A 21,541-nucleotide genomic window follows, 5' to 3' on the forward strand; every position below is an offset into this window, starting at 1 on the left:
CACCTCGCTAACGAAGCCGCCGCGCTAAAGTGCGTCTACCCTGGCCAATCGCCTAGACCCGACGGGGCGGGGCCGCCGACGCTGGTGACCGTGGGCGATCTGCTGCGCCGCGTACGGCGCGGCCGATGCGGGCGTTGACGGACTCGATGGCGTTGGTGGAGCAGACGACGGTGGGGATCTCGGCGTCGAAGGCCAGGAGCGGCACGAACTCGCTGCAGCCAGAACTTGGCGCCTTCGCCAACCTCACCGGCCCACAGGCCGACGATGTCCCGGGTGCCCTCGACCGTGACGGCCAGGGCGAGGTAGATGGGCCGGTTGGCGACCGTCCCGTCGCCAACCTTCACGTGCACCGCGTCGAGGAAGGTAATCGGATAGACCGGGTCCAAGGGAGGGTTCTGCCACTAGGTCAATGCCCTCGACGACCTTGTCGGTGATCGTTGAGATCGTCTGCCGCAACACGTCGGTTCAATAGACCTCGGCCTGGTGGGCCTGGACCTCGCCGGTGGCGCTGACTCCAGAACCCGCTTCGTGAGCTGCTGCAGCAGACCACCGTTCCCGATCAGCTACAGACCCGCCGCACGGGCCTACACTGCTCCACCAGATGGGCGGCCAGCTCCGCATCCACACCCTCCGCCGCGATTGTCCCGGCGCGTTGTTCGCCAGCTCGGCAGTATCGACGGCGACCATCGATCCCTCGGACATCAGGTGCTGCTCCTTAGTAAGGAGCAGCACCTTCGTCTTACAATCCCGCCCAACCACTCACAGACACATCGCCCTTCTCGTCGCCGCATTCGCTTAATCCATGCAGCTCAGCGAGATCGCCACCAACTGGCACGATGAGGGCTTCGCTAACGTAACAACTCAACTGGTGCGCAACTGGTAGTGGTGGCTTAAGGTGATCGGCGAGGCCCCGTACAGGCCGGCAAACCGCTACGGAGCCCCGCCGTGGCACCCCCTCCCGTAGACGAGGGCAAGCCCGGGAGGACGTGCCTGAACTCCGCCTGCGCCTCGTCCGGCTCACCGAAGCACTTGCAGAGCCACCCACGCTGGCTCGCCCGATTCCCGCCAACGTGCGCTCCCTATTCCTATACAGGCCGCCGCGCAGTCCGCAACGCCGACATGGCCGACCTATACCGCACCTATACATAGCGACTTGGTAGCGGCACCTCTCATGTCAGGGCGTTGGCCACCAAGGTCTCCGGGAGCCGTTTTCGACCGCGTGGCGGCCGAGCGCGTCGAACTTGTGGGCCCTTCCCGATGGCGACCGTGCCGTCCACCTCCAGACGGCGAAGACCAGCGGCACCCAGTGCTAATACGGTCATCGCCAAGGGAGTTGCGTAGCCTAGCAGGTCGACGTCCAGCGCCCGCGACGCGCACTACTCCCTACCGACGGCGACCTCGGACGTCTCCCCGCGCTGTAGGGCGCTCGCGCCATCCCCCAGGCGCCTGACTCGTCCCGGAACCCCGGGCCGCGCGGGCGAGACCTTGCCGGCGCCGTGGGTAAACCGGCTCGAGTCGGTTCGGTGCTGCAATCGCGGGGCCAGCAGACCCCGCTACCAGCATAACCGGCTTGCCCCTTAACGCGGTTATCCGTAACCTCATTGCCCATGGTATCGGTTACGCCGGGTGCGCCGAAGGAGGTCGACGGCGACCGCAGCCAGGCACCTGCCTGGTCCAACCCGCACTTCCGCCGGCTGTGGCGCGGGTCCGCCGCCTCGACCCTCGGTGCTGAGATGGCCGAACTCGCACTGCCGCTGTTCGCCCTGGTCACGCTCTCCGCCTCCGCGGCGCAGGCAGGCATTCTGCGGGTGGTCCAGTTCCTGCCGTTCCTGCTGGCCACACTGCCGGCCGGACTGCTGGTGGACCGGTTCCGGCGCGGCCGGCTACGCTTGATGATCATCGCCGATCTGGGTCGCGTGTTCCTCGTCGCGCTCGTCCCCGTCGCCGCGTGGACGGGCGTGGCCAGCATGCCCGGTCTCTACGTCGTCGTGTTCGCCGTCGCGTTGCTGACCGTTCTCTTTCAGGTCGCCGATTTCGCCGTACTGCCGGCGATCCTTGCCGAGGAGCAACTCGTCGACGCCAACGGCAAACTCTCCGCGGCGCAATCCGCGGCCGAAATCGGTGGCCGTGGCCTCGGCGGCCTGCTGGTGCAGGCGCTCTCCGCGCCAGTCGCGCTACTGCTCAACGCGTTCGGGTACCTCATGTCGGCTGTATCCCTGAGCCGAATCCGCTTAACCGAGCCCGACAGGCTGCCGGTCGTCCGCGGCTCGGCCTGGCGCGATGCGGTAAACGGCATCGGCGTAACGATCCGCCACCGGTACGTGCGACCGCTGCTCGGCGAGGCCGCAACGTTCAACCTATTCAACGAGGCGTTCATCCTCGGCCTCCTGCTCTACGCGGTCCGGGACGCGCACCTGAACCCGCTGGCGATCGGCGCGGTGTTCACGGCCGGCGGCCTCGGCTCCTTCGCCGGCGCCTGGTTCGGCGCCCGGTTCACCGCCCGCTTCGGGTACGGCAGGGTCCTGCTCGTCACGCTTGTTCTCGGCAACGGCGCACCGCTAGGCGTGCTGTTTGCCAATCGGGCCGGTGCTGGGCTACTGCCGCTACTCTGCGCGGTCTTCGTCGTCATGGGCGTCGGCATCGGCATGGCCAACGTCCACGCGGTCAGCCTGCGCCAAGCCGCCATACCCGAAGACCGACGGGGTCGGGTCAACGCTGCCTACCGGCTGATCTCATGGGGCGCCATCCCGGTAGGCGCCGCCCTCGGCGGCGCCCTCGCGACGCAGGCAGGCCCGTTCGCTGCGATGGCCGTCGGCGCGGTCGGCGTCTCACTCGCCACGCTGTGGGTGGCCCTGTCGGGGATACCGACCCTGGCCAGCATCCACGACGCGGCCCGGCCCTAGTAGCTAGGTTCGGTGGCGTTTGTTGCAGCGTAAGGGTTTCACGGGTTGGTGGCAGGTGATGCAGGCGCCGGTCCAGGTCGCGTGAGTCGTTGCAGCTCGCGGATGACGGTGTAGAGGGTCAGGCCGGCGCAGCCGCTTTTGGGTCCAGGCGTTGTTCGGTGATGAACAGGTGCGCGGCCGTGACGTGGGTGACGTGGCGGTGCCAGCCGGTGAAGGAGCGGCCTTCGAAGTGGTCCAGGCCGAGGCCGGTCTTCAGTTCCTGGTAGTCGTGTTCGATGCGTCAGCGGATCTTGCCGTAGCGGACCAGGTCGGGGTGGCTGGTGGTGGCGGGCAGGCTGGACAGCCAGTACTTGACCGGCTCGGCCTCGTTGTCGGGCCATTGGGCGATCAGCCACCGCTGCGGCAGGGTGCCGTCGGCGTCGCGCGCGACGCGGTGGCCTGCCGGGCGCACCCGCGGGAAGATGAACCGCCCGCTGGTCCAGGCCGCTGCGGAACTGGTTGTTGTCCCCGTATCCGGCGTCAGCGGCCAGTAGCGGTGGGCGCAGGCCGGAGCCGGCCAGCTCATCGCGCATCTCCACGACCAGCGACCACTTCGGCCGATGACGCTCATCCTCAGGGATCCCGCAACGGCCACGGCGAGCAGCCACCTCGGGCCGATCGGCCTCGTCAACGGCGTGGTCGTCCCACGACGTCGGCAGAAACAGCCGCCAATCGAGGGGGCACGGTGCGGTGTCGGTGACGGTGGACGCTCACCCCGATCTGGCAGTTCGCCACCTTCCCCAGAATGCCGGAGTACTGCCTGGCCACGCCCGGCGAGCTCTTGCCGTCCTTCGGGAAGCCGGTGTCGTCGACCACCCACGCCACCGGCCCAACCACCTCGAGGGCCCGGCGGGCCAGCCGCATCCGCACTGCCGTGGTGTCCCACGTCGAGGTCGTCACAAATTGCTGCAGCCCTTGATGATCCACGCCGAGCCGATCCGCCATCGGCTGCATCGACTTACGCCGCCCATCCAGCAACAGCCCTCGCAAGTACGTCTCACCCTTCGCCCGCTGATCCGACCGCACCAGCGGGGTGAAAACGTCTACGGCGAACGTCGCAAGCCGTTGCCGCACAACGGAAAAGCTCGTCAGGGGCACCGCACCATCGAACTACCCTGAACGATTCCAACGAATCAGCGACACGCCGACCTAACAAAGCACTACTAGGCTGCCGGGGAGGTGTGGGCCGATAGTGGCCGAGGCCGCTTGGTGAGGAAGCGACCTCGGCCAGCGTCACGGATTCCTTTTAGAGTGGGCGTTTCACCAACTGCGGTCTAGATGCAGGTTAAGCTGGGAACCCTGACGTGATCGACTTCCGATCCGATCCCACAATGAGCGCCGTGGAGGACCATCCCTGGTTGCGGTAGGCAGTATGGTCATTGTTCACGCCGCTGACGGCGACGACATCCGAACGTAGATCCCCATCCATGTCGGCAAGCTTGAGGGGCCACAGTGCTCCGAACCCGCTGACGAGTGCTTTGCGGTCCCAACCGACGATGACACCGCTGGAAGCGTTCCACCCCTGATTCCGATAGACCGTGAGGTCGTTGTTCGCACCACTTGCGGCTACGAGGTCAGCGCGCCGGTCGCCATCGATGTCCGCGAAGTCAAACTCGAGCGGCCCTCCGAACCCACTGACGAGTGGCTTACGGTCCCAACCGACGATGACACCGCTGGAAGCATTCCATCCCTGGTTGCGGTACACAGTAACGTCGTTGTTCGTGCCCGTGGTTGTGATCAAGTCGGCTCGCCGGTCGCCGTCGATGTCGGCGAATTTGAGGCCATTGAGCGAGCCAAACCCACTGACAAGCAGCTTACGGTCCCAGCCAACAATGACACCGTTGGCAGAATTCCATCCTTGATTACGATACGCCGTAATGTCATTGTTGGGTCCACTCACCGAAATCAAATCCGCCCGACCATCCCCGTCGATATCGGCGAACGTGGTCCGAGATGCATCCCCGAACCCGCTGACAAGCGACTTACGATCCCAACCGACGATCACGCCACTGGAAGCGCTCCACCCCTGATTACGATACGCCGTGAGGTCGTTATTAGGGCCACTCACCCCGATAAGATCCGCCCGGCCATCTCCATCAATATCAGCATACTCCGTCTGCTCGACGACACCTAGATCGTCAACGATGTTCTTGTATCGATACGGTCTGTATTGGCTGGTGGGGTGACCATCAATCTGACCGGCGCCGTTGCCGCCATCGTCCGACTGCGGCCAGGCGCCGCCGAGGGCAGGCGTTGCAGCACCGCTGAAATCACCGATACGGTGCCGAAGGCCGTTGCGCTGGCCATCCGTTCCGCCGAACCCGTAGTAGGTGAACCTATCGTGGTCGATCCACGCTTCGAACAGGACGACATGGCCATCCGTACCCCCGCCGCTGCCGTCGTCATCGACGGTGAGGTAGTCGCCCGGCCTGAGATCCTGCCGGCTGATCGGGACACCATAGGTAGAGGTACTCAGAATAAAGGAACTCGGACTAGAGGCGAGGTGCAGTGACATCGAGACGAAGCCCGAGCAGTCCCGCCGATACCTATGATGGCCATCGACGTCAGCAAGCCACAAGCTAGTATCCCCGCCGTCGTAACGGGCTGGGTCCTGCGCATACCAGTGGCGCGCTCGGTCCAACACTTCGGAACGAGTGATCGGACCACCTGCCGTAGAAGCGGCATGCGCGGGCATCGGGTCGGCAGTAGCTGCGACCGCGGCAGCGGCCAGACCAACCGCTGCAGCAACCACCCCGCAGAACACGGAAGATAGGAGACGATGAATCTTCACAAGAACCCTTCCCTTGAGATATCCCACGTTAGGAATCTTGGGAACCACGGTGAGTCGACCTGGTATAGCCACCGCACAACGCGCTTATATCGGATGCATTTCTCTCGACTGGAGGTCAGCGCTGGTGATACAGAGGTTCAGGGGTTGTGGCGAGACGCCAATTCGATCCGGAGCTCGTGAGTGAACTGCGGATGGTGTGGTAGCCCCCTGGGGTGTCGCTATGGGGTTGGTCAAGTGGTGAACGTGGCCGCTGGTCGCGGCTAGGGCCTGTGTCGAAGTCCGTCACAGCCACTCGTTGATTGCGGCGAGGTGGATGGTGGCTTCGTAGCGGACGGCCAGCTTGTCGAAGCGGGTGGCCACGGCGCGGTTGCGCTTGAGCCGGTTGATGCCGCACTCCACGGCATGACGCTGCTGATAAATGTGCGGGTCGAAGGCCGGTGGCCGGCCTCCCTTGGATCCCTTCGCTCGTCGGTGGGCGTCCTGGTCGGCCTTGCTCGGGATGGTCGCGGCGATGCCACGTCGCCGCAGGTAGGACCGGTTGGCTTTCGACGTGTACGCCTTGTCGGCCAAGACCCGATCCGGGCGGGTCCTCGGGCGGCCGGTGGTCAAGCGGGGGACGCGGATGGCGGCCAGGACCGGGATGAACTGCGGACTGTCGCCGCGCTGTCCGGCGGTCAGCACGATGGCGAGGGGTTTCTGGCCCTGCTCGCAGCCCAGGTGCAGCTTCGTGGTCAACCCACCGCGGGACCGGCCCAGCGCATGGTCGGCCGGCTCGACGCTGACACCGCCGGGTGGTTCGGCCTGCAGATCCCTCTTTTCCTCGCCCCGGCGGCGTGCTGGTGAGCGCGGGCCGTGGTCGAGTCCACCGACACGTCCCAGGTAATCCGCCCGGCCGCGTCGGCCAAGGTCTGCAACGTCGTCAGCACCCGCTGCCAGGTCCCGTCGCGCTGCCACCGCCGGAACAGCCCATACACCGCTGACCAGGACCCGTATTGCGGCGGCACGTCCCGCCACGGCGCGCCCACCCGGATTCGCCACCGGATCCCATCGATCAACTGCCGCCTACTCCACAACGACGGTCGACCTGGCCGCTTCGGCGCCGGCAGCAACGGCTGCAGCACCGCCCACTGCACGTCGGTCAGGTCAAACCGCCTCGTCACCGCTAGGGTGTCCACGAGGTCTCCGGTTTTAGGTTCTGCTTGGTCGCTGAACCATCTACCGGAGACCTCGCCCATTTTCGATCTCCGACACGCGAAGATCCTCAGGCCAACTCAAGCACTGGCACCGACTTCGACACACGGCCTAGGCGCGTTGCTCAACGCCCAGGACAGGACCTGTTAGGCGAAGGGGTGCTCCTGATCAAGGAGCATCACCCGGATGTTAGAAAAGTCGACGACCGCTGCGGAACCTGCCGCCGTGGCGAAGAACTGGCTGGGGCAGCCGGCGAACGGTGTCGATGCCGGCTTGGTCGCCCACCTGGTGGAGCAGCCCGGGCGGGCCTGTGGCTGATCGCTGATGGCGGTCGGTTGCGGCAGCTCACGAAGCGGACGGGCTCCCCGGCAATCCAAAGTCCTGCCTCGTCGTGCACCCGGACAGATTAAGAGCTCCTAACTAAATGATGTTGGGGCGTGTCCTCGGGACGTGAGGATCGTTCTGTCTGAACGTGAGGAGGGTGAGTAGCCGCCGTGGATCGTCTCGGACGAGTTGTGGGCCGAGATCGCACCGCTGCTGCCCCCGTCCGCCCGGCGGCATCGGTTCCCGGGCCGCAAGCCCCTCGATGACCGCAAGGGGTTGTGCGGGATCCTGTTCGTGCTCTACACCGCGATCCCGTGTGGGTTACCTGCCCAAGAGCTTGGGTTCGGGTCGGGAATGACCTGCTGGCGGCGGCTGCGGGACTGGCACAACGCCGGCGTCTGGCAACGCCTCCACGAGGTCCTGCTCGGCAGACTGCGGACCGCAGGGCAGTTGGACATGTCCCGGGCGGTGATCGACGGCTCCCACGTCCGGGCGCTCAATGGCCGCCCAAAATCGGTCCGAGCCCGGTCGACCGCCGCAAGCCAGGCTCGAAACACCACGTCATCACCGACGCAGGCGGCATCCCCCTCGCCGCAGCGTTGACCGGCGGCAACCGCCACGACGTCACCCAACTGCTACCCCTGGTCGACAAGGTCCCCCGGATCAAGGGCATCCGCGGCAGCGACCCGACCGGATCTACGCCGACCGTGGCTACGACTTCGACAAGTACCGCCGCGAGCTACGAACGCGGGGCATCACATCCGTCATCGCCCGACGCGGAGTCGGCCACGGCTCCGGCCTCGCACCCGACGCTGGGTCGTTGGGCAGACCATCGCCCTGCTGCACTGGTTCCGCCGCCTCTGGATCCGCGACGACATCCACGAAGCCTTCCTCACCCTCGCCTGCGCCATCATCTGCTGGCGCAAGCTCCAACACTCAAAGAGTTAGTAGTTCTAAGCCGCAGGCCTCGACGCTAGTTTCCGTGGGCCGCAGTCGAGGCCGCCGACGGTACCCCGCACCGCCGGCGCTTATTGCGGAATAGCCCTATTTGATCAGATCCGGCGCCTACTTACAACACACGTTGCAACCACAATCATTGCAACGACCAGCACGCCCGCGCCGAGGAGAACCCAACTGTCCATGCCGCCCCGCCTCTCGTCGCTGCCCCGAGCATCTGTCTGGTGCGAGGCGAGGCCCGGAGGCATCTTCCGACTAATGTCGTTGGGCGATGGCGAAGTGACCGCAGTGACCGGGGTCAACAACCCATTCACCGGATTGACCACGCCGAAGCCATATTCGTTGTCTCGGCCCGGCGTCCCTTTGTCTATCGCGGTGGCTGTGAGATGGTCGGTGATCCGTTTCGCGGTCAAGCTGGGGTATTTCGACCAGATCAGCGCGGCAACGCCAGACACGATCGCGGCGGCTGGGCTGGTGCCCGAGCCGGATCGGTAACCGTTGCCAGGCACCGTGCTCATGACATTGACGCCCGGTGCCGCGATTACAACGGCTTGGCCGCGCGTGGAGATGTCGGCGATGTTCCCGTCACGTCCGACCGCGCCGACTGCGATGACTCCAGGGTAGGAGGCAGGCGCTATGACGCGATCGTTGCGGGGGCGGTTGCCTGCTGCGGCGATAATGATGACTCCCGCATCGACCGCCTCCTGCACTGCGTCGAACGCGGTGACGTCGGACTCCACCGAGATAGAGATGATCTTCGCGCCGCGCCGGACAGCCTCTCTGATCCCATTAGACATCGCATCGCCAGAACCAATGTCATCGATGACGCCGATGTCAATTGGCAAGATCTTCGCACGAGGCGCGATGCCCATCGCGCCGTCGGCGTTGCTACCACCATGACCGTGCGCTGCGATGAGGCCTGCCATGGCGGTACCATGACCGTCGGTGTCGCCCCAGCCGTTGCCGCTGCCACCCCTCACCACGTCGATTCCTTGAAGAACGTTACCCTTTAGATCAGGGTGGTTGCCGTCAACCCCGGTGTCGATGACCGCGACCGTGATGCCGTCGCCCCGGCTCTGCTGGTGAGCCTGAGCGATCCTTAACATTGACAGGTGCCACTGACGGTCGCGGTTTTTGTCAGCAGGCGCTGGCGCGCCGATCGCTACAGAGGTGCTGGCGGCAAGAACGCTCGCTGCCAGCACGGAGACGAACCTCCTCATCGGGCAGGACCGATCCACCGACCGGAGTTGTTGTGGATCCTCCGCTCGGGCGAAAAGGGCGTCTCCGCGAAGACAGCAGGTTTATCTGCAGCGGTTGACGTACCACCGATCCGGATACTCATGATTGCCCGCCTTCTGTTCGCTGTCCCGTTCCCGGCACATTTGAGCTGCAACAGCATAGCTTCGGAGCGTGGGGCCAACAACTGTTGCCGGCCGCGCACTAGCCTGGGTATATTTGCGTGCCTGCCACGCCGTTGCAGCAGCGGCATCAACCAGAAACTGGGCTGATCGAGCAGTCATGGCTGATGACGACCTCGCTGGCGAGGCCACCCGGGTCGCGAATCGGATCCGGGGGACTACTCAATGAGCTGTTTGCAACCTGACTTGCGCTGCTCCTCGCCGAGTTGAAGGACGAGATCGCGGTTAGGCCGTGTTTCATAGCTGGGGTTGGCCAGTCAGGCCCCGGTCAGGGATCTCGGCGTGTCGGTGATCGATACGCAGTGAGGTCTCCGGTAGATGGTTCATCGACCAAGACAGACCATCAGCACGGAGACCTCGTGGCCACCATACCGGTGACGAGGCGGTTCGGCCTGACTGACGTGCAGTGGGCGGCGCTGGCGCCGCTGCTGCCGAGGGGTAAGAAGCCAGGACGGCCGCTGAAGTGGAGTAAAAGGCAGCTCATCGACGGGATCCGGTGGCGGGTGCGGGTGGGTTCGCCCTGGCGGGACGTGCCGGAATGCTACGGACCCTGGCAGACGGTCTACGGGCTGTTCCGCCGTTGGCAACGCGCTGGGGTGTGGCAGCGGATCGTTACCGGGCTGCAGGCCCGCGCCGACGCCGCGGGTCTGATCACCTGGGACGTCAGCGTCGACTCGACCATCGCTCGGGCGCATCAGCACGCCGCCGGCGCCCGCACCCAGCCTGAGCTGCAGAAGGAACCACCGGGCGGGGTCGAGGACGAGCCGGCTGATCACGCTCTGGGTCGGTCGCGGGGTGGCTGGACCACCAAGCTGCACCTGGCCTGCGAGCAGGGCCGCAAGCCGCTGTCGATGCTGGTGACCGGCGGGCAGCGCGGCGACAGCCCGCATTTCACCCGGGTCCTGGCCCGCATCCGGGTCCCCCGGCTCGACGGCGGCCGGCCCCGCACCCGTCCCGACCGGGTCCTCGCGGACAAGGCATACAGCTCCCGCGCCAACCGTGAGCACCTACGCCGACGTGGCATCCCGGCCACGATCCCGATCAAGACCGATCAGGCCGCCAGCCGGCGCAAGAAGGGATCCAAGGGCGGCCGACCGCCGACCTTCGACGCCCACATCTACCAGCAGCGTCACGCCGTCGAGTGCGGCACCAACCAACTCAAACGCCATCGAGCCATGGCCACCAGGTTCGACAAGCTCGCCGTGCGCTACCAGGCCACACTCCACGTCGCCGCGATCAACGAGTGGCTCTGACCGCGAGCTATGAAACACGGCCTAGTCCCGCTTGACCAGCGACAGAGAGTCGGATGCCACCCCCCGTCGGCACTCCAGTCTCGGCTACCCCCCCCGGCCCTACGAGGTAAACGGCCGCGGCTCGTTTTCGCCATCACGGTAGCGTTAGATCACCCCAACACTGTCCGTCGGTACGGGTCACGCTCCAGGGCGCGATCTTTACACCCAGGAATTATCTTCTCGATCTGTCGATTGGCGGTCAGTCTGACTCGTCGGTGATGTAGGCGGGCCCAGGAGGGCTCCACGTGAAGGGATGATTGACATGGCACGCTATCTGCTTCTCATCCACGGCGATGAGCGGGAATGGGCCGCGATGTCCGATCAGCAGAGGCAAGAACTCGCTGAGGGTCATCGCGCCTTCGTCGCGGCGGGCGGAGCGGCGGTCCTCGACTCCGGGGAACTGGAGCCGGCGAGCTTGGCGACGTCGCTACGCGCGGACCCGACTGGTCGGCTGACGATCACTGATGGGCCGTTCCTGGAGACCAAGGAGGCAGTGGGAGGCTACTATCTGATCGAAGCCGCCGACCTCGACGAGGTGATCGGTCTGGCGTCGAGGCTGTACGAGGCCTCCGCCGGCCATAGCGGGGTGGAGATCCGTCCGGTGGTCGAGCACGGATGAGCGCCGAGGTCGTTGCGGCGGTCGCGCAGGCGCACCGCCGCGACTGGGCCCAAGTACTGGCCGCGACGGCTCGCCTGACCGGGAGCCTCGACCTCGCCGAGGAGTGCACCCAGGACGCCTACGCCCAGGCGCTGCAGACCTGGTCTCAGGTCGGCATCCCGAATCGCCCCGGGGCGTGGCTTACGACCACCGCGCGCAACCGGGCGCTGGATGTGCTGCGTCGCGAGTCGGTGCTGCGCCGGGCCCTACCGCTGCTCGTAACTGAGCAATCGGTGCCCGTGCCGGAGGACGGCCTTGATGATGACCGCCTGCGACTCATCTTCACCTGCTGTCATCCGGCCTTGTCTCGCGACGCTCAGATCGCGCTGACACTGCGACTGGTATGCGGCCTGTCAACGGCGGAGGTGGCCCGCGGCTTTCTGGTGCCGGAACCTACCATGGCCGCGCGGATCACACGGGCTAAGAAGAAGATCACCGCCGCCCGCGTCCCGTACCGGGTGCCCTCACCCGACCATCTCACCGAACGCCTCAGCGCCGTCCTTGATGTCGTACATCTGATCTTTACTACCGGCCACACGGCGCGGATCGGTGCGCGTCTTGTGCGCCGGGACTTGATTGACAGCGCGATCAGCCTCGCCCGGATGCTGCACCTGCTCATGCCGAACGACGCGGAGATTGGCGCCCTGCTCGCGCTGCTCCTCCTCACCGACGCACGCGCAGCAAGCCGCCTGTCCGCCACTGGGCGGCTGCTACTGCTCTCGGAGCAGGACCGCACGCGTTGGGACACTAGGCTGATCGGTGAGGGTATATCCCTGTTGACCGATGCGCTACGCCGCCAGCCACCAACCCGGTATGCCGTCGAGGCCGCGATAGCCGCGGTCCATGCCCAGGCGCCGACCTGGCAGGACACGGACTGGGCAGAGATAGTCGGGCTATACGACGTTCTACTCCGGCTCTGGCCCTCGCCGGTGGTCGAGCTGAACCGCGCCGTCGCGGTGGGATTCCGCGATGGCCCGCAGGCAGGCCTTGACGCGCTATCCCCGTTGGCCGCTGAGCCGGCACTTGCGACCTACAGCTACCTCAGCGCCACCCGCGCTGAGTTCCTGCGGCAATTGTGCCAGTGGGCCGAGGCGGCGGACGCGTACGAGGAGGCCCTTACCCTCACCGATAACGACGTCGAACGCGCCTTCCTCACCGAGCGGCTCAGCGACGTCCAGCGTATACCAGCCGGGAAAGAACGGACACAGAAGGCCTCAGAGTGAGCGATATCGTGATCGAGAAAATCGTCAGGCCCGGGCGAAAGTTGTCGGGATCATGGCCGGAAGTGATCGCCTCGATCCTCGACTACCACCGAGCGACTTTCTTGTGGAAGTGCGCCGGGCTCTCCGAGGCGGAGCTACGGCAACGCTCTGTGATGTCGTCAGAGTTGACCCTGCTGGGGCTCATGCATCATCTGCAAGGTGTCGAACGTTACTGGTTTCAGCGGAGGCTTGCAGACAAAACACCGATTTTCAAACCCTATCGGATCTACGTCACGGCTGACGGAGGCGAATGGCTCGACGTGGCGGATCCCACGCCGGCCAAGGATGTCTACGTGGATTACCTCGCGGCGTGTGAAGAGTCGCGAAAGGTGTTCGCGAAGGTCACCGAAGACGTCTCACGCCTGGTGCAGAGCCCGGAGTTTGGCGAGAGCGACGTGCGGTTCATCCTCGAGCATCTAATCGAGGAGTACGCGCGGCATGTGGGCCATGCGGATCTCCTCCGCGAAGCCATCGACGGCGCCATCGGCGAATAGGTCGATCCTTTAGGGCCCAGGTGATCGATAAGGTGGGCGGTGCGGGTCGTCGCCTCTTCGGGTATCGTACTCACCGTTTCCCGCATCGGGATTGAAGACGCGGCACTCCGGCCGTGCCCACTGGTGCTGCATTTCGGCGCAACTCCCGCGAGATCGTCGACGCGTCGCGCCAGGTGAAGTCGGGCGGTTGCGTCTGCCGGGAAGACCGCTCGGTGGACGGGGTCGACGATTCGTGCGGCGTCCGATTGCCCGAGCGCCGGGTGGCCGCCGAGGTTTGCCGAGCTGGTCCGGGGGGGGATCATGGAGTGGTTGGCGATGGTCGCGGCGGGTGCGCGAACCTCGACCAGTTGCCGATACCGGCCCGTTCGGGTCGGGACTGAACACCGCGATGGCGGACATCGGGCCGGACGCCTAGATGCTCGCGTCGTAGGCAACCAGGGGTCCTTGCCGGCGTGCCGCAGATGCCAGACGGCGACCGGTGGCTTCCGGATGCAACGGCATCGCTTACGGGGATACAGATTCCTGGATGACCATACACGTGAGTCGTCGCGGTGGGGTCCGGCCGTACGTCGTGGACGCGGCACTTGGACCTTGGATACCTCGACAATCCCTCTACCAGACCACCAACGGCGACGCCAGCAGGGAACGCGAGATGGCCGGCAGCTTACCACCTAACCGAAGATCGGGAGGTTTTCCGTCGTACTGACAAAGAAGATCATTGGGCAAACGCTGTCCCCGTGCCGCCTAAGGGTTACTCACAGGGCCCAAACGGGGTTAAAAACCGAGTTGAGTGATGCTTCGTCGGACGTTTGCTCTCATCAAGGCAGGGGACGGGTCTAAGCTGGCGTCGACGGAGGAGGGATCTGCGTTATGGCTTACGGGGTAACAATGTTTGAATTGCCGGTGGATGACCTGGCCCGGGCCCATGCGTTCTATAGCGAGGCGCTTGGATGGCATATCGCGCCCTTGCCGGGTTTGCCAACAATATCACTTGAGCTTGCTGCTAAGGGTAAAACCTTGCAACGAGCGATCATGGAAGCGGTGCCCACGGCGGTTGGCCAGGACGGCTTTCCGGTCGAATCGGGGATGATCACTGGCATCCTGACTCAACGCGTCCCCGAGATCCATAATCCCGCCATTATCCTTGAGGTCCAAGATATCGAGGAAGCCCTTAGACGGGTTGAGAGACACGGCGGGAAAATAGTAGCTGGCCAACAGGCTGCGGGTGAGTTTGGCTTCTTCGCATACGTTTCCGATACAGAGGGCAACGTCCTTTGCTTGTGGAGAGATGTCGTTCCCGGAGTCAGGATCGGCGTCGCTGCTGTCGTATAGCGGGCTCATCGCCTCTCGAGCCTTCCCGACGTGAGCGTCTCTGCCGCGTCGCTCCCGCAGCGCGGACGTGATCGATCAGGCTGACAGCGGTCGTGGGACTGCGAGGCTCGGTGCGGATCGGTGGGCGGCCCGCTCGGCCCACACCCGCTGGACTAGCCGCACATTGGGCTCGTGTGCAAGGGCGTATCCTTTGAGTGCTGTCCCCGTAGCCAGCGCCCGCGGCCAGTTCGGTGAGCATCTCCACGACCAGCGCCCAACCTCGTCGATGACGCTCCCGACTTACTGATCCGGCACCGGCCCCGGCTAGTGCTCTGACCACGAACGTTCACGGTGTTGGGGTCAGGTTGCGCGGGTGGCGGGTTGGCCCCAGCGTCGTTGTCGTTCGCTGCGGATGCGGGCGCGTTCGCGGCGTTGGGCGGTCAGGACGTCGGGGTGGCGGGCGTTGGCGTTGCGCCAGCGCAGGTAGGCCTGCAGTTTCCGGGTCAGCGCGGGGTGGTTCGGGTGGTTCGAGCCGGCGATGACGAAGGTGCGTAGTGGCCCGAACTGGGCCTCGATCGGGTTGGCCCAGGAGGCGTAGGTCGGGGTGAAGCAGAGTTCGACCTTGTTCCGGGCCGCCCATCTGCGGATCTTCGGACCTTTGTGCGCGGACAGGTTGTCCAAGATCAAGTCGATCCGCGCCGTCCGGACGGGCGGCGCGGATCGACTTGAGCGCCGCGAGGGTGTTCGCGGCGCTCTTGCGGCGCCGGTCGACGCCCCAGAGCTGGTCGTCGCCGACGGAGTAGCAGCCGTGGAACTGCCGGACTCCGTGGAGCTTGTGGTAGTTCGCAGGCAGCCGGTGCGGGTGCCCGGCCGGCGTCCACCCGGCGCCGGCTTGGGGACGGATCACAGGGGACCGAACTCGTCGAAGGCGAACACCCGCTGCGGGAACTGGGTGCTCACGTACTCGATCCGGGCGAGTTTGGCCTCGCGCTGCGGGTCGGTGGACCCCTTCCACCTCTTGGTCCGCTGGAAGGTGATCCGATGCCGGTGCAGGATCTGCCGCAGCCGTTCCCGACCCACCCGGACCCGGCGGGTGGCATCAACACGCAGGTGATCGGCGAGCTTGCGGATGCTCCATCGGGTGAACGGCCGCCCCAACGCTTCGGGGCGGGTATTGGCCGTCTGACGACGAACTGCTCCTCGTCAGGACTGATCAGGCGGGGACGGCCATCCGCCCACCGAGGGTCCAGGCTGACCATCCCCATCTCGTTGAACCGGTGGATGACCTGCCGGATCGTGTCCTCGTCGGCCTGGACCAGGCGAGCGATCGCCGGCACCGTGTTCCCACCAGCAGGCGCGAGCACGACCATGGCCCGCCGTAGCCGGATCGGTGAACCGGTTCCCCGGCGGGCGATTCGCAGCAGCTGCTGACCTTCCTGATCACTCAGCCGCCGCACGCGTACAGGATCTGCCACCACCACAGCCTGACCGCCACGCCGCCGCCCGGCCAGCAAGCCAGACAGCGTGTCAACCAACACCGTGAACGTTCGTGGTCACGGCACTAGCGACAACATCAGGGCGGCCTGCCGCGTCAACGGCGTGGTCGTCCCGCGCCGTCGGCACAAACAGCGACCAATACAGAGGCGGCGCTGTATCAGTCATGGCGTGGACACTCACCACGATCTGGCAGCTCGCCACCCACCTCCCCATGTCGGAGTACTTCCTGGCCACGCCCGGCGGGAACTTGCCGTCCCTCGGAAAGCCGTACGTCGACCACGCGCGGAACAGGTTCGACCATCTCATCCGCGCAGTGAGCCAGCCGCATCCGCGCCGCCGCGATGCCCGTCGAGGCCGTCACGAACTGCTGCAACCCCTGATGATCCGCCTCGACTCGCTGCGCCATCGACCTCCGCCGCCTATCCGACAGCATCCGCCCCCGCAGATACGACTCACCCTTGGCCGCTGATCCGACAGCACCAAGGGGTGAAACACGTCCGTGGCGAACGCCGCGTGCCGCTGCAGCACAACGGAAAGCTTCTCATGGCACCGCAATAACAACCAACCCGCAAACAGCTCCAACGACGCAGCGACACACCAGCCTTAAACGAACGCTATTAAACGCTGCCGCGGTCAACAGCGTAACGAATTAAGATATTGCGCGAGCTTTCTAGGATGCGGACATCCTTCGGAGTGAGAGACACTGGAGATTGGAGTTCAAAGGTGGGCGTGCCATCCGAGAGGATAAGAGCTCCGACGATGAGATGTAGCTCATCCACTAAATCAGACGTTAATAGATCGTTCCAGAGAACATGGCTACCGAACACCAAAATGTCCTTGCCCTCAGAACGCTTCAGGTTCACAACTTCGTCGTACGCGTCGGCGCGGCGGACAATCTTCGTGAGATGCTGCCATGGTTGTGTCATCTCTGCGGTTAGCCGGTCCGAAATGACGACATGCTCGATGGTATTGAGGAGTCGTGATATCTCCCGCCAAACCGGCCGTTGGCTCTCATCCTCTGCGATGCTCGGCCAGTAGCCCCTAAATGCCTCATACGTGCGTCGCCCGAGCAGGAGTGTGCTCGCAGTGCCCAGCCGCTCGAGATTGTAGGCGTGAAACGGGTGGTCCACTGGCAGAGCCATAATGTCTTTGCCGGGGCCTTCGTAATAGCCATTCAGGGACATAATGTTGCAAACGATCAACTTGCGCATGAAGAGCAGCCTTTCTGGTATGCACCCGCGAAACGTTTTAGAAAATAACACTCACTGGCATGCGGGCAAGTCGTCGTTTGGCCTCGCCAGATGGTCAGCAGGCAGGCTTGCCGATCCCGCATGTCCATGAACAATATGCCATGCGTGCGACAGGTTGAACTGGTCTTACGCCGGTGCAGCCGTCGCCAGCATAGCGCCCGTTACGTTCGGGAGATGGGCGCTTGTCCCCGAGTAGATCACGTCGATACTTGCCGTCATCACTAAAACCCGAGTGTCGTGCATAGGGCTATATTCCTGCCATAGCAGGCGTACACCGAGCGCAGGGGCGGGGGCGCAGGCGAGCAGTACCCACTGCCCCGATCGCTGAAGCCCTCGACCAGCGGCCGGGGCGGGCGATGCGGGTGAGGCGTGTTCCTCGGGTTGGATGTCGGCAAACGTGATCATCACGCGGTCGGGCTGACCCCGGACGGCGAGCGGCTGCACGACGGTCCACTGCCCAACACCGAGGCCAGGCTGCGGCAGCTGTTCGACAGACTAAGCCGCCACGGCCTGGTTCTCGTGGTGGTCGACCAGCCCGCCTCGATCGGCGCCCTGCCGATCGTGGTCGCACGGGCGTGCGGACATCAGGTGGCCTACCTGCCCGGCCCGGCCATGCGCCGCATCGCTGACCTGCATCCAGGGTGCGGCGAAGACCGACGCCCGCGACGCCTACGTCATCGCCGACGCGGCCCACGCCCTGCGCACACGCTGCGGCGGACCGACGTCGGTGATGAGCCCTGGCCGAGCTGAGGGTCCTGGTCGGCTTCGACGACGACCTCGCCGGCGAAGCCACACGCAAAGCGAGCCGGATCCGGGGACTGCTCACGCAGATCCATCCCCGTTCTGGAACGGGGTCCTCGGCTTGAAAGTGCAGCACAAGGCCGTCCTAGAGCTGCTGTCCCGCTGCGGCGGGCCAGCAGGCCTGCGCCAGGCCGGCCGACGCCAAACTGCTGTCCATCGCCGCACCCCACACCCCTCGCCTGGGTGAACGACTCGTCGAACAGATCATGACCGCCCTCGACGAGCAGACCGTCTGTCCCCGGCACCCAGGCCGCGGAGACGATCCTGCCCCGCCTCGCCGACACCCTCCGCGACATCCAGCCACAATACGATTACGTCACCGGCGAGGTCGAAAGGATGCGCGAAGCACACCCTCTCGCCCCGGCCCTGCCCTCGATGCCCGGCGTCAGGACCGCCGCCCGGACCCTCCTCGACCTCGGCGACGACACCGCCGTCGCCACCCCCAGACACCTCACCGCCTACGCCGGCCCGCCCCCGTCACCCGCCCCCGGCAGCAGCATCCGCGGTAAACACCCACCCCGAGGCGGCAACCCTCAACACGCGTTCTTCCCCGCCGACCTCCCGACCAGCACCCTCTCGACAGGGAGAGGCTGAACCGATGGATGAGCCACCGTCAGCCCGGCAATCGGCGTGACATCGACGGTGTCCCCCGCCTACCCGCTTACCTGGGCAGCTACGGGTCGGCCGGTCGTCGGATCAGGAAACGCGACCCAGTTCAGTTGAGTTGTGATCGACCGCAGTGCCGCCACCTACTCCCCCGTCGGCCACAGAGCCACCGGCTCACAGGCAGGTCCAATCGACGCCGACACAAGCACGTCATGGCGGTCAGATCGTATGACCGGCAAGCCCTCGGCCACGAGAGCTCGTACCAGCGACTTGCCTTGCGCACCCAGAGGGAAGCCAATAACCTACACAGTGACTAAGGTGGTTACGTGCCGTTCCGGAGGCGCAGGCTTGTAATGGATGCAAATCGCCACTGCGACGAGAAAGGCCGATCCCCGCTGACAGCATTTCGATCGACTCACCTGCCGTCCACAGACCAGTGCTCATGGGCCTCCCCGGGAGACCCATGCATTCCGGATGCGCCGGTACGCTCCTCGAATCCTCGCCAGAGCGAGCATCAAGTTCGGCGCCCTCTGACGCGCTTCGGAAGAATAGGGAGCGAACTCTCGCCGAACGAAATAAAGGGTTGGAGCATCGAACATTCGCATATCGCGGTTGCTTCGGCCTCATGCGGTAAACGCGGCCTACCCCAGGCCAGCACCTCCGAAAGAGGCCCGATAGTACAGCCAGGTATATGCGGTGAGGAGCTTAACGGCTTGCGGATGAACGCCGCATCTCCTGAACGGCCACCGCGATGCGGTTCTTAGTGCTCGGCCATTTTGTGGCCAATATGGACGGCGAGAGCCAGAAAATCGGTGGCAAAAAAGTTCGAGCCCTGCTCGCGTCGCTGCTCCTTCGGCCAAATCAGGTCGCATCCACCGCCGATCTGATCAGGCGAGTCTGGGGGGATGCCTCGCCAGCAGCGCCGCGACGAGTATTGCAAACGTATATCGTTCGTTTGCGACAGGCGCTTACAAGCAGCGAGGCAATTATCACAAGACCGGACGGGTACGAAATCCGTGTGGAAGACGATGAGTTGGATCTGCTGCAGTTCCAGCAGTTGATCGGGAAAGCTCGTGACGCCGGCCGACTCGAACAGGAGCGGGAACTGCTTCATGACGCCCTTCGGCTATGGCGCGGGCCAGTCTGCGCAGATATACAATCCGACATACTTCATGGATACGATGTTCCGCCAATTACGGAGCAACGATTGCTGGCACTAGAGCGTCGCATTGAAATCGACATCCGACTTGGCTGCATCGCTGACCTTGCTCCAGAATTGTTTCGAATCACGAAGGATTTTCCGTTCAGGGAAAGACTGTGGGTCGAACTCATGGCGGTACTGTACCGCCAGGGCAGACAGGCCGATGCCCTAGATGCTTACCAATCAGTATCCAGGCAGTTGAACAACGAGATGGGTATTGAGCCAGGGCGCGAGTTGCAGGAGACTTATCTCCAGATCCTACGTGGCTGCGGGAGTAGCGAATTGCTATTTCCGCCAGAGATCGCCGAGATAAGGCGGTTCTCCGTCTCATCTGCCGCAACGCAAACAACTTCGGCGCCCAACACTCAGGCCATCGTGCGCCAAGGCCCGACGCGGAGTTTTCGAAACAAGCCTCACGAATTGCCAACACGCAGTGCGAAACTCTACGGTAGGGCGGCGAACCTGAAGGCCATGGACGACACTCTCCGCCATTTTAGACGGGAAAACAGGGTCGTTCCTGGAACCATCGTAGTCGACGGCGCAGCTGGCGTCGGCAAAACTGCGCTTGCAGTTAACTGGTGTACTGCTGCCACCGATGATTTTCCCGGAGGTCAGCTCTATCTCGATCTCCAGGGATTCGGGACACATCCACCAGTTGGCACGGTTGACGCACTCGCCATTCTGCTATGCGGCCTTGGAATAGCACCGTCAGACCTTCCCGTTGATATCGCTAGCCGCTCCAATCTATTTCGCTCTCTCACCGCAGGGCAGCGGATCCTGGTGTTACTCGACAACGCCCGTGACTCCGACCAAGTGCGACCATTGCTCCCAGGGCGGAGCTGTACGGCGGTAGTTACTAGCCGAAGTCAGATGCGTGGATTGGTGGCGCATGATGGTGCTGAGCGCATAAGTCTCTCCGGCCTAGGGGCGGACGCCTCATTCAACCTGCTTAGCGCAATGGTAGGCGATGTGAGGGCTGAGGCTGAGCGTAATGATGTACTCCGGATCGGTTCTCTATGTGACTACCTGCCATTGGCATTACGCATTGTCGGCGAACGGGCGGCACGACTGCCCGGACTACGCATGGCCCAGCTAGTCAACGATCTTTCGCGCGGTGCGGGTTGGTCTGACATCTTCGACGCAGGCGGCGGTATGCTGGTCGATTTACAGACGGCATTTTCGTGGTCCTATGAGTCGCTTGACCCTGCTACAGCCCGCGTCTTCCGCGTGCTCGGCGGGATCTGCCAGACGCGAGAGTTCGGACTGACAGTCGCGGCAGCCGTTTGCGGACTCCCCATAGCGGACATCCGTTTGCACCTCGACCGGCTCGTAGCGTTGCATCTCGTTGATCAATCCGACCATGACCGCTACCGATTTCAGCACCTTCTGCATAGATATGCCAGCGAGCAAGCCCGGAGGCTTGAACACGAGCCGAGCACGGTCTTAGCTACGCCTCGACTGCCGCTACGTGAGCGGGCACGTGGCGCCGCAATAACCAGGATGGGATCTGCCGCTACTCGCCGGATACAATAGTAAATTCCTGCGC

At 64.4% G+C, this 21,541-nt stretch carries 12 protein-coding genes and 5 pseudogenes; 9 read left to right on the forward strand and 8 right to left on the reverse strand.

Annotated elements, in window-relative coordinates; genetic code table 11:
- Nucleotides 1–76: 76 nt before the first annotated feature.
- Nucleotides 77–504 (reverse strand): annotated as a pseudogene (locus GA0070609_RS35200) (transposase); the annotation flags it as partial.
- 1,103 nt (nt 505–1,607) lie between these two features.
- Between GA0070609_RS35200 and GA0070609_RS16145 the strand changes: the two are divergent.
- Nucleotides 1,608–2,903, forward strand: coding sequence for an MFS transporter (locus GA0070609_RS16145; RefSeq protein WP_088994566.1), 1,296 nt, complete (start codon nt 1,608–1,610; stop codon nt 2,901–2,903).
- Nucleotides 2,904–2,941: 38 nt separating this feature from the next.
- On the opposite strand, the pseudogene GA0070609_RS16150 reads toward GA0070609_RS16145, so the two are convergent.
- The 3 genes and pseudogenes from GA0070609_RS16150 to GA0070609_RS16160 all read right to left on the reverse strand — a co-directional run bounded on the left by GA0070609_RS16150 (nt 2,942) and on the right by GA0070609_RS16160 (nt 6,893).
- A pseudogene (locus GA0070609_RS16150) lies at nt 2,942–4,040 on the reverse strand (IS701 family transposase).
- A gap of 187 nt (nt 4,041–4,227) precedes the next feature.
- Nucleotides 4,228–5,760, reverse strand: a complete 1,533-nt coding sequence (locus tag GA0070609_RS16155; RefSeq protein WP_157748193.1) for an FG-GAP repeat domain-containing protein — start codon at nt 5,758–5,760, stop codon at nt 4,228–4,230.
- A gap of 255 nt (nt 5,761–6,015) precedes the next feature.
- Nucleotides 6,016–6,893 (reverse strand): IS5 family transposase gene (locus GA0070609_RS16160; protein ID WP_408630666.1). Its coding sequence is split into 2 segments (ribosomal slippage): nt 6,016–6,501 and nt 6,504–6,893, totalling 876 coding nucleotides; the frame shifts between segments, so codons are not numbered across the junction.
- Nucleotides 6,894–7,422: 529 nt separating this feature from the next.
- Between GA0070609_RS16160 and GA0070609_RS16165 the strand changes: the two are divergent.
- Nucleotides 7,423–8,196: pseudogene (locus tag GA0070609_RS16165) on the forward strand (IS5 family transposase).
- 104 nt (nt 8,197–8,300) lie between these two features.
- On the opposite strand, the gene GA0070609_RS16170 reads toward GA0070609_RS16165, so the two are convergent.
- Nucleotides 8,301–9,407 (reverse strand): S8 family serine peptidase, encoded by a 1,107-nt coding sequence (locus tag GA0070609_RS16170; RefSeq protein WP_157748194.1) that lies wholly within the window; start codon nt 9,405–9,407, stop codon nt 8,301–8,303.
- 575 nt (nt 9,408–9,982) lie between these two features.
- Here GA0070609_RS16170 and GA0070609_RS16175 point away from each other — a divergent pair.
- The 5 genes from GA0070609_RS16175 to GA0070609_RS35205 all read left to right on the forward strand — a co-directional run bounded on the left by GA0070609_RS16175 (nt 9,983) and on the right by GA0070609_RS35205 (nt 14,661).
- Entirely contained in the window at nt 9,983–10,876 is an 894-nt protein-coding gene (locus GA0070609_RS16175; RefSeq protein WP_088994569.1) for an IS5 family transposase, read from the forward strand.
- Between the two features lie 301 nt (nt 10,877–11,177).
- Nucleotides 11,178–11,534 (forward strand): YciI family protein, encoded by a 357-nt coding sequence (locus GA0070609_RS16180; protein WP_172899346.1) that lies wholly within the window; start codon nt 11,178–11,180, stop codon nt 11,532–11,534.
- On the forward strand, nt 11,531–12,796 hold the full coding sequence (locus tag GA0070609_RS16185) for an RNA polymerase sigma factor (RefSeq protein WP_088994571.1): 1,266 nt from the start codon (nt 11,531–11,533) through the stop codon (nt 12,794–12,796). Before GA0070609_RS16180 ends, GA0070609_RS16185 begins: the two co-directional genes overlap by 4 nt.
- Before the next feature lie 8 nt (nt 12,797–12,804).
- Nucleotides 12,805–13,329, forward strand: coding sequence for a DinB family protein (locus GA0070609_RS16190; protein ID WP_231928818.1), 525 nt, complete (start codon nt 12,805–12,807; stop codon nt 13,327–13,329).
- 888 nt (nt 13,330–14,217) lie between these two features.
- Complete coding sequence (locus GA0070609_RS35205; RefSeq protein WP_408630667.1) at nt 14,218–14,661, forward strand: VOC family protein; 444 nt, start codon at nt 14,218–14,220, stop codon at nt 14,659–14,661.
- 339 nt (nt 14,662–15,000) lie between these two features.
- Here GA0070609_RS35205 and GA0070609_RS34420 read toward each other — a convergent pair.
- From GA0070609_RS34420 to GA0070609_RS16215, 3 genes and pseudogenes are all read right to left on the reverse strand, one after another.
- A pseudogene (locus GA0070609_RS34420) lies at nt 15,001–16,115 on the reverse strand (IS630 family transposase).
- Between the two features lie 52 nt (nt 16,116–16,167).
- Nucleotides 16,168–16,443, reverse strand: coding sequence for a transposase (locus tag GA0070609_RS16210; protein ID WP_088994574.1), 276 nt, complete (start codon nt 16,441–16,443; stop codon nt 16,168–16,170).
- Nucleotides 16,444–16,754: 311 nt separating this feature from the next.
- Complete coding sequence (locus GA0070609_RS16215) at nt 16,755–17,348, reverse strand: dihydrofolate reductase family protein (RefSeq protein WP_088994575.1); 594 nt, start codon at nt 17,346–17,348, stop codon at nt 16,755–16,757.
- A 408-nt stretch (nt 17,349–17,756) separates the two neighbouring features.
- Here GA0070609_RS16215 and GA0070609_RS16220 point away from each other — a divergent pair.
- Both GA0070609_RS16220 and GA0070609_RS16225 read left to right on the forward strand, forming a co-directional pair.
- Nucleotides 17,757–18,719: pseudogene (locus GA0070609_RS16220) on the forward strand (IS110 family transposase); the annotation flags it as partial.
- 826 nt (nt 18,720–19,545) lie between these two features.
- Nucleotides 19,546–21,528, forward strand: a complete 1,983-nt coding sequence (locus GA0070609_RS16225; protein WP_088994576.1) for an AfsR/SARP family transcriptional regulator — start codon at nt 19,546–19,548, stop codon at nt 21,526–21,528.
- The last annotated feature ends 13 nt before the right edge of the window (nt 21,529–21,541 follow it).

Source organism: Micromonospora echinaurantiaca (genome assembly GCF_900090235.1).
Taxonomy (GTDB): domain Bacteria; phylum Actinomycetota; class Actinomycetes; order Mycobacteriales; family Micromonosporaceae; genus Micromonospora; species Micromonospora echinaurantiaca.